This window comes from Phaeovulum sp. (genome assembly GCF_030684035.1).
Classification (GTDB): domain Bacteria; phylum Pseudomonadota; class Alphaproteobacteria; order Rhodobacterales; family Rhodobacteraceae; genus UBA6213.
Genome location: NZ_JAUXPI010000019.1, coordinates 1 through 14194, shown reverse-complemented (window position 1 = coordinate 14194; position 14194 = coordinate 1). Strand labels below are relative to the sequence as shown.

Genomic DNA, 14194 nt, shown 5'->3' with positions numbered 1-14194 from the left:
CGCCGCGCCAGCACCGCGCGGCGGCAAGCCCGCCCCCCATTTTCAGCCAGCGAGATCATCATGACCGACGCGACCGAAGTGAAAGCCGCCCCTGCCAAGCCCCGCAAGCCCGTCGAATCCGGCGTGCCTGACCCGATGCAATACATGCACCCGGTGATGCTCAAGAACTACGGGCAGTGGTCGTGGCACGAACGCCCCCGGCCCGGCGTGCTGCGCCATGTAGCCAAAAGCGGCGACGAAATCTTTACTGTCCGCGCCGGTACGCAGCGGCAGATGGACGTCTATACGATCCGCAAACTCTGCGACATCGCCGACCAGGTGGGCGAGGGCCATGTGCGCTTCACCACGCGCTCGAACATCGAATTCATGGTCGCGTCGTTCGAAAAGGTGCCCGCACTGATCGCCGCACTCAACGAAGCGGGCTTCCCGGTCGGCGGCACCGGCAATTCGGTTTCAATGATCTCGCACACCCAGGGCTGGCTGCATTGCGACATCCCCGGCACCGATGCTTCGGGTGTGGTGAAAAGCATGATGGACATGCTGCACAAGGAATTCATCGCCGAAGAGATGCCGAACCGCGTCAAGATCACCACCTCGTGCTGCCAGATCAACTGCGGCGGTCAGGGTGACATCGCGATCAATGTGCAATACACCAAGCCGCCGAAAATCGACCACAGCCGGGTCGGCATGGTCTGCGAACGACCCACCGTCGTTGCCCGCTGCCCGGTCGCTGCGATCCGTCCGGCAATCGTGAACGGCAAGCCCTCGTTGGAAATCGACGAGAAGAAATGCGTCTGCTGTGGTGCCTGCTACCCGCCGTGCCCGCCGATGCAGATCAACTCGGCGGAATCGACCAAGCTCGCGATCTGGGTCGGCGGCAAGCATTCCAATGCCCGCTCGCGCCCGACCTTCCACAAGCTGGTCGTCGCCAACCTGCCCAATAACCCGCCGCGCTGGCCGGAGGTCGAGGAGGTCGTGCGCAAGATCCTTTACGCCTACAAGGACGACGCCAAGCATTGGGAGCGTATGGGCGAGTGGATCGACAGGATCGGCTGGCCGGCGTTCTTCGAGCGCACCGGCCTCGCTTTCACCAAGCACCACCTCGATACCTGGGTGGGGTCGCGCAACACCATGAACATGTCGGCGCATGTGCGGTTCTGAGGTCCGGGAAAATCCATGAAGTTCAGCATTCTTGTCAACGAAGGGCCGTATACGCACCAGTCCTCGGATTCGGCGCTGCAATTCGCCCGCGCCGTTCTGGACAAGGGGCACGAGATCTATCGGGTCTTTTTCTACCATGACGGCGTCAACAACGGCACCCGCCTGACAGTGCCGCCAGTCGACGACCGCAACCTGCAAAAGCGCTGGAGCGAGCTGGCGGCGGCGCACGCGCTTGACCTTGTCGTCTGCATCGCTGCCGCGCAGCGCCGGGGCGTGCTCGACGAGGGCGAGGCCAAGCGCCACGGCAAGGGCGAGGGTGCGGCCAATATCGCGCCCGGGTTCCGCATTTCGGGGCTCGGGCAACTGATCGAGATGGGAATTCAGTCGGATCGCCTTGTGGTTTTTGGCGATTGAGGGGGCAGGATGGCGGACGTCAGAAGATTTCTCTACATCAACCGCAAGGCGCCCTACGGGACGATCTACGCGCTTGAATCGCTCGAAGTGGTGCTGATCGGCGCGGCCTTCGAGCAGGATGTCTCTCTCGCCTTTCTCGATGATGGGGTGTTTCAACTCGCCAAGGGGCAAGACACCTCCGGGATCGGGATGAAGGGCTTTTCCGCGATCTACCGCGCGCTCGGCGATTACGGGGTGACCAAGCTTTATGTCGAGACCGACTCGCTCGCCACACGGGGGCTCACGCTCGATGACCTGCAGGCGATCACCTTTGAGGACGAGAACGATGGTTACACCGAGAAACCTTCGATCATTCCCGTCAACAAGGCGGAAATGGCCAAGGTGATGGCTGAACAGGACGTCGTCCTGAGTTTCTGAGACCGACTGAACAAGACCCGGAAAGGTTGCTTCGCCCATGCTGCACATCGTCAACAAATCGCCGTTTCAAACCAGCACGCTGCAAAGCTGCCTCGACCATGCGCTTGCAGGCGACGCGATCCTGCTGATCGAAGATGGGGTTTACGCCGCGATCCGGGGCTCGGCGGTCGCCGCCGCGGTCACCGAAGCCAAGGGCAAGGTCACGTTTCACGCCCTCGGCCCCGACATTGCGGCGCGCGGCATCGCGCCGGAAAAGCTGATCGATGGGGTGACGTCGGTCGACTACGGGGGCTTTGTCGACCTCGTCGCAGAACACCAGACCAATCAGGCGTGGCTGTAACCGCCCGCCATGAGACAGCGGAACTGAAAAGGGAGAGAGACCATGGGATACATGTTCAACGGTGCCGAAGCCGAGCATGACGAAGAAGGCTATCTGACCGACCTCGGGCAGTGGACGCCGGAACTCGCGTTGCTGATCGCGCAAGCCGAAAATCTGGAAATGACTGACGAGCGGTGGGAGGTGGTGAACTTCCTGCGTGATTATTACGAGGAATATCAGGTCGCCCCGGCAATCCGGGTGCTGACCAAGGCGCTGTCAAAGTCGATGGGGCCGGAGAAGGGCAACAGCGAGTACCTCTACGAGCTTTTCCCCTACGGCCCCGCCAAGCAGGCCTGCAAGATCGCCGGTCTGCCGAAACCAACAGGCTGCATCTGATCGCCCGACAAGGGGGCATCCAGACCCGGAGCCAATCCGGGCCGCCGCACCCCGTCGCCGCCGCAGGGAGGGATGTGAAGTGATCACCGTGATCTACGCTGCGCTGTTCGTCGTCGCCACCTTGGTTCTGGTGCTTGGCCTTGGCGTGAAGCTGTGGAGCTATGCGACCACACCCGCGCCGCTCAAGATCCCGACGACCCCGGCGCCGATAACACGCCCCGGCGTCGTCTGGCGGCTATTTCGCGAATTCGCGTTCTTCGAAAGCCTGTTCAAGGCAAACAAGTGGATCTGGCTGTTCGGCTACGCCTTTCACCTGGCGTTGGCGGTGGTGCTGCTGCGCCACATGCGCTATTTCATCGATCCGGTCTGGGCCGTGGTCGCCATTGCGCAGCCGTTCGGCGTTTATGCGGGTTTTGCGATGGTCGCGGCGCTGCTGGCGCTCTGGGCGCGGCGTGTGCTGGTGGCGCGCATCCGCTACATCACCGAACCCGCCGATCATCTGATGCTGGCGCTTCTGGTGGCGATCGGGGTCTCGGGCCTCATGATGAAATTCGTTGCCCGCACCGACATTGTCATGGTCAAGCAGTTCTTCATCGGGCTGATGCAGTTCAAACTCAACCCTCTGCCGGGCGACCCGGTGCTGTTGATCCACCTCGGCCTCGTCGCGGCGCTGATGATCGTGTTCCCCTATTCGAAACTGCTGCACGGCCCTGCGCTCTTGTTCAGCCCGACCCGCAACCAGGTCGATAACCCGCGCGAAAAACGCCATGTCGCCAAATGGGCCGAAAAGCTGCCGCGTCGACAGGCGGCGAAATGATGCGGCGAGTGAGGGAGATGCGCTGATGGCGAACTTGATGGGTTCCATCCCCGACGAAGCCGATCCGCTGGAAATCCCGGCGCTCTGCGAAGGCGCGATGGCGGCGCTGCGCTCGTTCCCGGCCAAGCCAGAGCATCAGACGGCTTTGGGCTTTCCCGGCGAGCTGGTCGAAAACTGGCAGGAGAAGGCCATCGAGAAGATGGGCGACCTGCTGACCAAATACCGCTCGCTCAAGGTCTATATGGATGCCTGCGTGAAGTGTGGTGCCTGCACCGACAAATGCCACTATTTCCTTGGCACGGGCGACCCCAAGAACATGCCGGTGGCGCGCCAGAACCTGATGCGCAAGGTTTACCGGCGCTATTTCACCTTCACCGGCAAGCATCTGCCCTGGCTGGTGGGGGCCGAGGACTTCAGCAAGGAAGTGCTCGACGACTGGTACACCTACTTCCACCAATGCAGCCAATGTCGGCGCTGCTCGGTTTATTGCCCCTTCGGCATCGATACCGCAGAAATCTCGATGGCGGCGCGCGAGATCATGGATTCGATCGGTCAGGGCCAGAAATACAGCAACGAAATCATCGGCAAGGTTTTCAAGATCGGCAACAACCTTGGCCTGCCGCCAAAAGCGATGCGTTCCACGCTTGACGACGTCGAAGAGGATCTGAAGACCGAAACCGGCCTCGACATCCGCCTGCCGCTTGACGAGGAAGGCGCCGATATCATGCTGGTCACGCCCTCGGCAGACCTGTTCGCCGAGCCGCATATTCAGGGGCTGATGGGCTATGCCAAGGTCTTTCATCAGGCCGGGGTAAAGTGGACGCTGTCGTCCTACGCCTCCGAAGCGGCCAACTTCGCTATGTTCATCGGTTCTTACGACAACATGCGCGAGGTGGCGCTGCGGATCCGCAAGGCAGCCGAAGACCTGAAGGTCAGGCGGCTGGTGTTTGGCGAATGCGGCCACGCCTGGCGCGTCGCTTATTCGTTCCTCAATACGCTTGCCGGGCCGTTCGACTTTCTCGACCAGAACCACCCGGTGCCGCAGCACATCTGCGAATTCACCCATGATCTGATGCAAGAGGGCAAGCTGCGCTTCGACAAATCGAAGAATGATGCCTATCGGCTGACCTTCCACGACAGCTGCAACGTGGCGCGGGCCAGCCGCATGGACCCAACGCCGGGCGGGCAGTTCGAGATACCGCGCGCCATCCTGCGCGCCACCTGCAACCATTATTTCGACATGGCACCCGACACGATCAAGGAAGCGACGCTGTGCTGTGGCGGCGGCGGCGGGCTCTTGACCGACGATCTGATGGACCTGCGCATGAAGGGCGCTTCGCCCCGCATGCGGGCGATGCAGGAGGTCACGCGCGAGCATGGCGTGACCCACCTCGCGGCGATCTGCGCAATCTGCAAGGCGCAGTTCACCAAGGTTCTGCCGGCCTACGGATACCGGGCAAACGGCATACTCAGCGTGCACCAGATGGTGTCGAACGCGATCGTTCTGGACGGTTCGATCCAGCAGCGGGAATTGAACGGCGAGGGCGCGGCCGCGATCGAGACCGCTGTGGCCGCAAGCTGAAAGGGAGCGAGGGATGAGCAACATGCAAGACAACAGCCAAGGCACCGATCCGGCGGCCGTCACCCATCGCCGCTTCAAGGACGGCGAGAACATCTGGACCGATTGGCCCGATCTGAGCGAAAAGATCTTCCAGCAGGATACAACCTACAAATGCCCGACCTATGTGCACCGCACCGCACCCTGCCAGGGGTCGTGCCCATCGGGGCATGACATCCGCGGCTGGCTTGCCATCGCGCGCGGCATGGACAAGCCCGCCGACAAGGGCACGGCGTGGCAGGAATATGCCTTCGCCCGGATGGTCGAGGCGAACCCCTTTCCCGCCACCATGGGCCGCGTCTGCCCCGCTCCCTGCGAGGACGGCTGCAACCGCAACGAGGTGGACGATTTCGTCGGCATCAACGCGGTTGAGCAATATGTGGGTGACTGGGCGGGCGAAAAGCTTCTCGGGCTGCCGCAGCCCGGTGCCGATACCGGCCGCAGCGTCGCGGTGATCGGCGGCGGCCCGGCGGGGCTTTCTGTGGCCTATTTCCTGCGCCGCAAGGGCCATGCGGTGACCATCTTCGAGGCGCATGCGATGCTGGGCGGGATGATGCGCTACGGCATCCCCGGCTATCGCACCCCGCGCGATGTGCTCGACCGTGAAATCCGGCGCATCCTCGACATGGGCGTGACGGTAAGAACCAACACCAAGATCGGTGTCGATATCAGCCTTGAGCAGATCGACAAAGATCATGACGCCGTGTTCGTTGGCATCGGCGCGCAGAGCGGTACGCCGATCGCGATCCCCGGCGCGCGCGAGGCCATCAACTGCATCAGCGGCGTGGCCTTTCTGGAAGCGTTCAATGACGGCCGCCTGAAACACGGTGCGCAAAAGGTGCTGGTTATCGGCGGCGGCGATACCGCGATGGACGTGGCGGCCGTGGCCCGCCGTCTCGGCCACATCACCCATAGTTCCGAGCACGACCGCCCGGAATATGTGGTGCTGGGTCATACCGCGCATGACGTGGCGACCGTGGCCAAGCGCGACGGTGCCGATGTGAAGGTGATCTACCGCCGCCCGATCGAAAAAATGCCTGCCACCGAGATGGAAGTGAAGCACGTCCGCGAGGAAGGTGTGGAAATTCTCGGCTCGCTGGTGCCGATCGAGGTGGTGATGGCAACCCCCGACCGCGCCCGCGCCCTCAAGGTCGCCCGCGCCGACTGGTCGAGCGGCAAGATGGTGGTCATCGAAGGTTCCGAGCACGAGATCGAGGCTGACCTGATCGTTGCGGCAATCGGCCAGACGGGCGATTTTTCCGGGCTCGAGGGGATGGATGCCGGTCGCGGCCTGATCGCCACCGACGCGCTTTATCGCATCAAGGGCAAGGCAAAGCACTTTGCCGGTGGCGACATCCTGCGCCCGCATCTGTTGACCACCGCAATCGGCCACGGACGTATCGCCGCCGAAAGCATCGACCACTACCTTTCCGGCAAGCCGTTGGACAAGCGCCCGAAGGTTGACGTGCACCAGTTCAACCTGCTGGAAGAACTGCAGCAGCGCGCGCTGGAACCGGTGCCCCATGACGGTGCCCCGACGCGCGGCACTGACGAGGCGAATTTCGCGATCCACAATTACGACGATCGCGGCGCGACGCACATTGTCCCGCACAAGGCGCTGTTCAAGGGCCATTTCAAGTATGAACCACGCGAACGCCGGGCCGAAATCCAGATCGGTGCCGATGCGGTGCTTGGCCATTTCGGCGAGCGCATTGAGGGCTTCACCGAGGCACAGGCGATTGCCGAGGGCAAGCGCTGCATGAGTTGCGGGCTCTGCTTTGAATGCGACAACTGCGTGGTGTTCTGCCCGCAGACGGCCGTGCAGCGGTATCCCAAAAAGGAACGCGCGGTCGGCCACTATGTCTTTACCGACTACGCCAAATGCATCGGCTGCCACATCTGCGCCGATGTCTGCCCGACGGGCTACATCCAGATGGGGCTTGGAGAGTGACCATGGCGGCGCGCGCGCTTCTGCATCGGTCTCTCGCGGCGGCGGCGCTGGCGCTGGCCGGGCTGATGGCGACGGCGCAGCAGGCACCCGCGCCGGGGGTTGGTGACAAGTGCGTGGCACCGACCGACTGGATGCGGCGCTATCATATGACGGCGCTGCGCCATCAGCGGGATGAGACCGTGCACAAGGGCGCGCGCGACACCCGATTCAGCCTCGAAGGCTGCATCAGCTGCCACGCGGTGAAAGATACCGCAGGCGTGCCGGTAACTGCCGACGACCCGCAGCATTTCTGCCGCACCTGCCACGACTACGCCGCGGTCAAGCCCGACTGCTTCCAGTGCCATGCGTCGCGTCCGGGCGAGGGGCTGTTGCAGGGTGGAACGGCGCAGCTTGGAACGGGCGGCTTGCTGCCCATTTCCGGCACGATTTCGGTGGCGGCGCTGGAGACCTATCTGCGGGAGGCCCGGCCATGAGCAGACGCGTAGTAGGCGCCGGCAAGGGCAATGGGTTCGCTGGCAGCGGCGCTGCGCCGGTCGATGCGGCCCGGCGCGGGTTTATGGCGGGCGGTGCGGCCTTCGCCACCACCGCGCTCGCCCCCGGCGTCACGCTGATGGCCTACCCCGAAAGCGCCGGTGCAGCCAACGCCCCGGCACGCCGTTGGGGCATGCTGATCGACACCCGGCTTTGCCCCGAAGGCTGCACCGACTGCGTCACCGCCTGTTCCACCGAGTTCGGCTGGGTCCCGGCGGCGGGACAGGTGCCGCGGCCCGAAACCGATCCGCAGTGGATCCGCAAAGTTGCGGTGAAAGACCCCGATACCGGCACCTCGTTCTCGCTGCCGGTCATGTGCCAGCACTGCGCCGAACCGCCTTGTGTCGATGTCTGCCCGACGGGCGCGTCGTTCAAGCGCGCCGACGGCATCGTGCTGGTGGACCGCCATATCTGCATCGGCTGCCGATATTGCATGATGGCCTGCCCCTACAAGGCGCGCTCCTTCGTGCATGAAGAGGTGCAGGACCAAAAGCCCTACGCGCCGCGCGGCAAGGGCACGGTCGAGGCCTGCACGCTTTGCGTTCACCGGGTGGATCGCGGCGGCCAGCCTGCCTGCGTCGAGGCCTGCGCGGCGGCGGGGCACAACGCGATGATCTTCGGCGATCTGGGTGACCCCGCGTCGGAAATTTCGCGCCGCGTGGCCGAACACCGCACCACCCGGATCCGGGCCGATCTCGGCACCGATCCGGGCATCCACTACGAGATCTGAGGCGAAAGGCACACCACCATGGCCAAGGTCACCTACCGCAAGCTCGATGAACACTCGCTCCGGTTCTGGGGGCTTTTGGTGTTGCACGCGCTGGTTATCGCCGCCGGGCTGGGCGCTGCCTGGTACATGGAACACAACGGCCATGTGGTCACCGGCATGTCGAACGGCATTGTCTGGGGCCTGCCGCATGTATTCGCCGTGTTCCTGATCGTCACCGCCTCGGGGGCGCTCAACGTCGCCTCGATCTCGTCGGTGTTCAACCGGCTCGCCTACAAGCCCTTTGCGCGGCTTTCAGGCGTGCTGGCGATTGCGTTTCTGATCGGGGGTCTGGCGGTGCTGGTGCTCGATCTCGGCCGCCCCGACCGGCTGATCGTGGCGATGACAACCTACAACTTCCGCTCGATCTTTGCATGGAACATCTACCTTTACATCGGCTTCCTTGTGGTCGTCGTCGTCTATCTGTTCACGATGATGGACCGGGTCATGCAGCGTCGGCACGGCTACATACGCGCTGCTGGCTGGCTGGCCTTTGTCTGGCGGCTGGCGCTGACCACCGGCACCGGCTCGATCTTCGGCTTTCTGATGGCGCGCGAGGGGTATGACGCCGCGATCATGGCACCCCTCTTTATCGCCGCATCGTTCCTTTACGGCCTCGCCTTCACCGTGCTCGTACTCGCCACGATGAGCAGCGAGACGCAGCGGCAACTGCTGTCAGATGAAATGGCGTCGAATTTTCGCGGCTTGCTGATCATCTTCGCGCTGGTGCTCGGGTATTTCACGGCGGTGATGCACCTTGCCAATCTCTACATGCCCAACCGCCAGGGGATCGAGGCGTTCATTTTGCGCGATGGCGGCATCTACACGGCGCTGTTCTGGATCGGGCATGTGCTGACCGGCCTCGTGCTGCCGGTGCTCGTGCTGCTGCTGCCTGCATCGGTGCTGTCGCGACGCCTCGGAATGACCGTCGCCTCGGTGCTGGCACTCGCGGGGGGGGTGGCGTTCATCTATGTCACGATCATCGGCGGGCAGGCTTATCCGCTGAACCTGTTCCCCGGCATGGAGGTTTCAAGCAGCTTCTCGGATGGCGAAGTCCTGAGCTATTTCCCGTCTTTGCCGGAATTCCTGCTTGCCATCTCGGGCATTTCAATCGCCATGCTGGCGACCGGCATCGCGCTGAAACTGCTGCCGTTCTTGCCGGCAGACGGCGCGGCGAACTGAGGTGAGCACGAACGCATCAATTTACCTGCCACGGGTGCTGATCTCGGCCACGCGCAAATCGTCGGGCAAGACCACGCTGGCGCTTGGCATTGCCGCGGCGTTGCGGGCGCGGCGGCTCGACGTGCGCGGCTTCAAGAAAGGGCCAGACTACATCGACCCGATGTGGATGGCGCGCGCCACCGGGAAGGCCTGCTACAACCTCGATTTCAACACCCAGAGCCGTGGCGAGATCACGGCAATGCTGGCGGCAAAGGGCGCGGGCGCTGATCTGGCACTGATCGAGGGCAATATGGGCCTGCATGACGGGGTAGACCCCGACGGAGGCGATTCTTCTGCGGCGCTGGCTCGGCTTGTCGCGGCACCGGTGCTGCTGGTGCTCGATTGCACCGGCATGACCCGATCCGTTGCGGCGCTCGCGCTTGGCTTTGCGGCGTTTGAACCCGACATCCGGATCGGCGGCGTCATCCTCAACCGCGTCGCGGGGCCGCGCCAGGAGGAAAAGCTGCGCGCCGCGCTTGAACGCCATACTGACCTGCCCGTGCTTGGCGCAGTGCCGCGTGCCGACGCGGGGTCGATTGTTGAGCGCCACCTTGGCCTGACCACGCCGGGCGATGTTTCGGGGCCGGAGGCGGTGCTCGCCGAGCTTGGCCGCCGCGCGGAGCAGACGCTCGAACTCGATGCGATCCTGGCACTTGCCGGCAGCGCCCCGGCACTGCCCGCGCCGCCCGCCTTGGCGGCAGCCCGGGCGGCAGGCGTAACCATTGCTGTCGCACGCGACGCAGCTTTCGGCTTTACCTATCCCGACGATCTCGAAGCGCTGGTGCGTGCCGGGGCACGGCTGGAGTTTTTCAGCCCGCTGTCGGATGCGCGGCTGCCCGAGGCAGATGCGATCCTTTTGCCCGGCGGCTTTCCCGAAACCCATCTAAAGGCGCTATCGGCCAACGCGCCGATGCGCGCCGCGATCCGTGCGGCGGCGGCGACGGGCGTGCCGATCCATGCCGAATGCGGCGGGCTGATGTATCTGACGCGCGCGATCAGCTTTGGCGGCCAGCGCGCTGAAATGGCTGGCGTGATCGCGGCCGAGACCGAAGTGGGCGCGCGCGCGCAGGGCCGCGGCCTTGTTGTGGTGGAACCGACGGGTGCCGGGCTATGGACGGACTTCCCCGGCCCTGTCGCGGCGCACGAGTTTCACCACGCGGCCCTTGTGGGGCTGCCCGCGAATACGCGTTTTGCGTGGCGTGTGCGGCGCGGCCACGGGATTGACGGGGTGCATGATGGCATCGTCATCGGAAATGTCCTTGCCTCGTTCACGCATCTGCGCAACACCGCTGCCTGCGACTGGGCCGCGCGCTTCGTGGCCTTCGCACGCGCGAACGCACGCGAGAATGCTGCGCGGGTCGCGCCGGAACCGCGCCTCGCGACCCGCGAGCGCAGCCAGAGGATGACACCGTGACACTTGCCCGCCTTGACACCGTAATCGCCGCCATCGACGCGGCCAATGCCGATGACCCGCGCCGCACCGAGGCAGGTGGCGTGCCGCGCCCCTATGAGAACGTCTATTCGGAACGCATGACCGCGCGGCTGGCGGCAATGTATCCGGGTGCCAGCGAGCTTTTGCAGATTGCCGCGCGCGCGCAGCACCTGCGCCGCTTCGACATTCCGCGCGCGGGCTACCCCGAGGGCCGCGCCGGTTACAACGACTGGCGCCGGGCCTGCCGCGACCACCACGCAACCTTGGTTGCCGCAATCATGGCACCCGCAGGCTATTTGGCGGACGAAATCGCCCGTGTCGGCATGCTGATCCGCAAGGAGCAGCTCAAGAAAGACCGCGAGAGCCAGGCGTTGGAAAACGTCGTGGACGTGGTCTTTGTCGAGCATTACTTCGATGACTTCCTCGGCAAATATTCACAGTATTCCGAGGACAAGCTCATCGACATTGTCGGCAAGACGCTCAAGAAGATGTCCCCCGTCGGTCACGGTGCCGCGCTAGCGCTTGATCTGCCGGAGCGGACGCGGGCGCTGATCATGGCCGCGGTTGTCAAGGAATCCGAGGCGTTGGCCAGGCTTGCCAAAGTGGCGATCGACTGAAACCGGAACCGACGGAGAGCAGAATGACCATCACCATCAACCAGATCCACGACGCGCTGCGGAAGGTTCCGGGCCCTGACGGAACCGGCAACATCGTGGAGAACGGCCTGGTGTCGGAAATACTGGTGCGCGGCGGCCGTGTCGCTTTTGCCGTCACCGTGCCCGCAGATCTTGCGGCGGGGCTGGAAACCTTGCGCCGCGCCGCCGAAGCGGCCGTGGTGGAGCTTGCGGGTGTCGAGGCTGCAACTGTGGTGCTTACCGCCGATGCGACCAGCAGCAATGGCGCACCGCCAACGACCGCGCCACCCAACCTGCGCGGTGCCGCGCCGGGTGGCGGGCAGAGCGCATCGGATGGCGTCGAGGGGCTGCCCGGCGTCGGCCATATCATCGCCGTCGCCTCCGGCAAGGGCGGGGTGGGCAAATCTACCACAGCGGTCAATCTCGCGCTTGGGCTGCAAGCGCTCGGGCTGCGCGTGGGCATCTTTGACGCCGATATCTACGGCCCCTCGCTGCCGCGCCTGATCGGCCTTTCCGGCCAGATGCCGCATGCAACGGCAGACGAGAAAAAACTCATTCCGCTTGCCGCCTATGGCCTCGCGGTAATGTCGATGGGGTTTCTGGTTGACGAAGACCTGCCGGTAATTTGGCGCGGCCCGATGGTCGTGCAGGCGCTGCAGCAGATGCTGTTCGATGTCGCCTGGGACCACGAAGGCCCGCTTGATGTGCTGGTCATCGACATGCCGCCCGGCACCGGCGACGTGCAATTGACGCTGGCGCAACAGGTGCCGCTGTCGGGCGCGGTGATCGTATCGACGCCGCAAGACCTGGCGCTGATCGACGCGCGCAAGGGGCTCAACATGTTCCGCAAGGTCGATGTGCCGGTGCTGGGGCTGGTCGAGAACATGAGCTATTTCATCGCCCCCGACACCGGAACCCGGTGGGACATCTTCGGGCATGGCGGTGCCGAACGCGAGGCCGAACGGCTTGGCCTCGTCTTTCTTGGCGGGGTGCCGCTGCACATGGACATCCGCGAGCTGTCGGATGCCGGCACCCCGGTCACCGCGATCCGCCCGCAAAGCGCCGAGGCCGCGATCTACCGCGATCTGGCGGCGCGCGTGTGGGGCGAAGTGCTGGCAGCGCGTGGCATGGAGGCACCGGTGATGAAGCTCTCGCCCGCGCGCGACACTTTGCGGGTCAGCTTCAAGGACGGCTTCAGCTATGACTTGCCAGCCGAAATGCTGCGCGTCATGAGTCCCTCTGCCGAAGTCCAGGGCCATTCGCCGTCTGAGGCAAAGCTGGTGGCCGGAAAGCGCGGCGTGAAGATCATGGAACTGAAGCCGGTGGGCAAATACGCGGCCCGGATCGTCTTTGACGACGGCCACGAAACCGGGCTTTACCCGTGGTCGTACCTCGCCGATCTGGGCCGCGACCGCGACCACCTCTGGGCGAGCTACGAGGCCGATCTGGCCGCGCGCGGGCTGAGCCGCGACCCGGCCTGAGCCGCAGCGACCGGCGTCACCCTTGCTGGGCGAAGCGGTCCGGGCCGGGGTTCTTTCCTTCGGCGCAAAGAACCTGAGAACGTGAATGGGCTCTGTTGCTCAAATCCCTTGGGGGATTCATCTCGTGAATCCAGCGTGATAGCTGGGGTGGATGAGCGGACCGAATACACCGACCTACAAGACCCTGAACTGGCGTCACATGCGCGAGATGCTTGCCGCAGGCGACACGGTCTTTCATGAGTTGAAGAACCTTTGCGTCTGGAACAAGACCAATGGCGGCATGGGCAGCTTCTACCGCTCGAAGCACGAGTTGGTCTTTGTCTGGAAGGTCCGCCCCGGGCAGCACGTCAACAGCTTCGGTCTCGGCGACACCGGGCGCTATCGGGCCAACGTCTCGGATTATGCTGGGGTAAACACCTTCAGCGCCTCGCGGAACGAAGACCTCGCGATGCATCCGACGGTGAAGCCGGTGGCGCTCGTTGGCGATGCCATCCGCGACTGCTCGAAGCGCGGTGACATCATCCTCGACATGTTCGGCGGTTCAGGCAGCACGCTCATCGCGGCCGACCTGGCTGGGTGCCAGGCCCGGTTGATCGAATATGACCCAGGCTATTGCGATGTGATCGTCACGCGCTGGGAGAAGCTGACTGGGAAGACAGCCGTTCGGGTGTGCTGAATCCTTTTCTGTCAGGCAATCCAGCGTTGCTTGAAGGCGTTCCGGTGTTTCGGTTGACCTGTCCCGGCAACGGAGCATTGTGGTTCGCCAGAAAGGACCTACCCGATGCAGATCGACCCCGTTGTTCGTGCGCGACGCGAGGCGCTTCGCGAAGCGCAGTCTTGGCTATTGGCGCGCGCACGCGAGATGAATGATCCCCCTGCGCGCCAGGTTTTGAACTCGGTAGTGCCCCATTTGGTGGTGTATGAGCGCCAACCCTCGGAGAGGCTCGGTCTCGATCAGGCGGCCACGGCGGGCAGCCTATGGTTGGGAGTATCCGTGATGCGGGCGAGGGATTCCAGCCCCATGTAGCGCCGCGC

15 protein-coding genes are annotated in these 14194 nt (G+C 64.0%); all 15 read left to right on the top strand.

Going from position 1 to position 14194, the window contains the following annotated elements; all coding sequences use genetic code 11:
- Positions 1-60 precede the first annotated feature (60 nt).
- The 15 genes from dsrB to Q8J98_RS04825 all read left to right on the top strand — a co-directional run bounded on the left by dsrB (position 61) and on the right by Q8J98_RS04825 (position 13835).
- Complete coding sequence (dsrB, locus tag Q8J98_RS04895) at positions 61-1161, top strand: dissimilatory-type sulfite reductase subunit beta (RefSeq protein WP_305293395.1); 1101 nt, start codon at positions 61-63, stop codon at positions 1159-1161.
- 15 nt (positions 1162-1176) lie between these two features.
- On the top strand, positions 1177-1575 hold the full coding sequence (gene tusD, locus Q8J98_RS04890) for a sulfurtransferase complex subunit TusD (RefSeq protein ID WP_305293394.1): 399 nt from the start codon (positions 1177-1179) through the stop codon (positions 1573-1575).
- Positions 1576-1584: 9 nt separating this feature from the next.
- Entirely contained in the window at positions 1585-1992 is a 408-nt protein-coding gene (gene tusC / locus Q8J98_RS04885; protein WP_305293393.1) for a sulfurtransferase complex subunit TusC, read from the top strand.
- A 37-nt stretch (positions 1993-2029) separates the two neighbouring features.
- The gene (tusB, locus tag Q8J98_RS04880) at positions 2030-2332 is read left to right on the top strand and encodes a sulfurtransferase complex subunit TusB (RefSeq protein ID WP_305183746.1); all 303 of its coding nucleotides are present in this window, start codon (positions 2030-2032) and stop codon (positions 2330-2332) included.
- Between the two features lie 42 nt (positions 2333-2374).
- A complete protein-coding gene (locus Q8J98_RS04875; protein WP_305183745.1) occupies positions 2375-2707 on the top strand; it encodes a TusE/DsrC/DsvC family sulfur relay protein in 333 nt (110 codons plus the stop codon).
- A gap of 79 nt (positions 2708-2786) precedes the next feature.
- On the top strand, positions 2787-3524 hold the full coding sequence (locus tag Q8J98_RS04870; RefSeq protein WP_305293392.1) for a respiratory nitrate reductase subunit gamma: 738 nt from the start codon (positions 2787-2789) through the stop codon (positions 3522-3524).
- A gap of 25 nt (positions 3525-3549) precedes the next feature.
- Positions 3550-5106, top strand: coding sequence for a sulfate reduction electron transfer complex DsrMKJOP subunit DsrK (gene dsrK, locus Q8J98_RS04865; protein WP_305293391.1), 1557 nt, complete (start codon positions 3550-3552; stop codon positions 5104-5106).
- Positions 5107-5119: 13 nt separating this feature from the next.
- A complete protein-coding gene (locus tag Q8J98_RS04860; RefSeq protein WP_305293390.1) occupies positions 5120-7093 on the top strand; it encodes an NAD(P)-binding protein in 1974 nt (657 codons plus the stop codon).
- A gap of 2 nt (positions 7094-7095) precedes the next feature.
- Complete coding sequence (locus tag Q8J98_RS04855) at positions 7096-7566, top strand: hypothetical protein (protein ID WP_305293389.1); 471 nt, start codon at positions 7096-7098, stop codon at positions 7564-7566.
- Positions 7563-8354, top strand: a complete 792-nt coding sequence (gene dsrO, locus Q8J98_RS04850; RefSeq protein WP_305293388.1) for a sulfate reduction electron transfer complex DsrMKJOP subunit DsrO — start codon at positions 7563-7565, stop codon at positions 8352-8354. The genes Q8J98_RS04855 and dsrO overlap by 4 nt, the downstream gene beginning before the upstream one ends.
- Before the next feature lie 18 nt (positions 8355-8372).
- Positions 8373-9572, top strand: coding sequence for an NrfD/PsrC family molybdoenzyme membrane anchor subunit (gene nrfD / locus Q8J98_RS04845; protein WP_305293387.1), 1200 nt, complete (start codon positions 8373-8375; stop codon positions 9570-9572).
- A gap of 1 nt (position 9573) precedes the next feature.
- Positions 9574-11025, top strand: coding sequence for a cobyrinate a,c-diamide synthase (locus Q8J98_RS04840; protein ID WP_305293386.1), 1452 nt, complete (start codon positions 9574-9576; stop codon positions 11023-11025).
- Positions 11022-11660, top strand: coding sequence for a DUF4202 domain-containing protein (locus Q8J98_RS04835; RefSeq protein ID WP_305293385.1), 639 nt, complete (start codon positions 11022-11024; stop codon positions 11658-11660). The genes Q8J98_RS04840 and Q8J98_RS04835 overlap by 4 nt, the downstream gene beginning before the upstream one ends.
- A gap of 23 nt (positions 11661-11683) precedes the next feature.
- The gene (locus Q8J98_RS04830) at positions 11684-13159 is read left to right on the top strand and encodes a P-loop NTPase (protein ID WP_305293384.1); all 1476 of its coding nucleotides are present in this window, start codon (positions 11684-11686) and stop codon (positions 13157-13159) included.
- A 151-nt stretch (positions 13160-13310) separates the two neighbouring features.
- A complete protein-coding gene (locus Q8J98_RS04825; protein WP_305293383.1) occupies positions 13311-13835 on the top strand; it encodes a site-specific DNA-methyltransferase in 525 nt (174 codons plus the stop codon).
- The last annotated feature ends 359 nt before the right edge of the window (positions 13836-14194 follow it).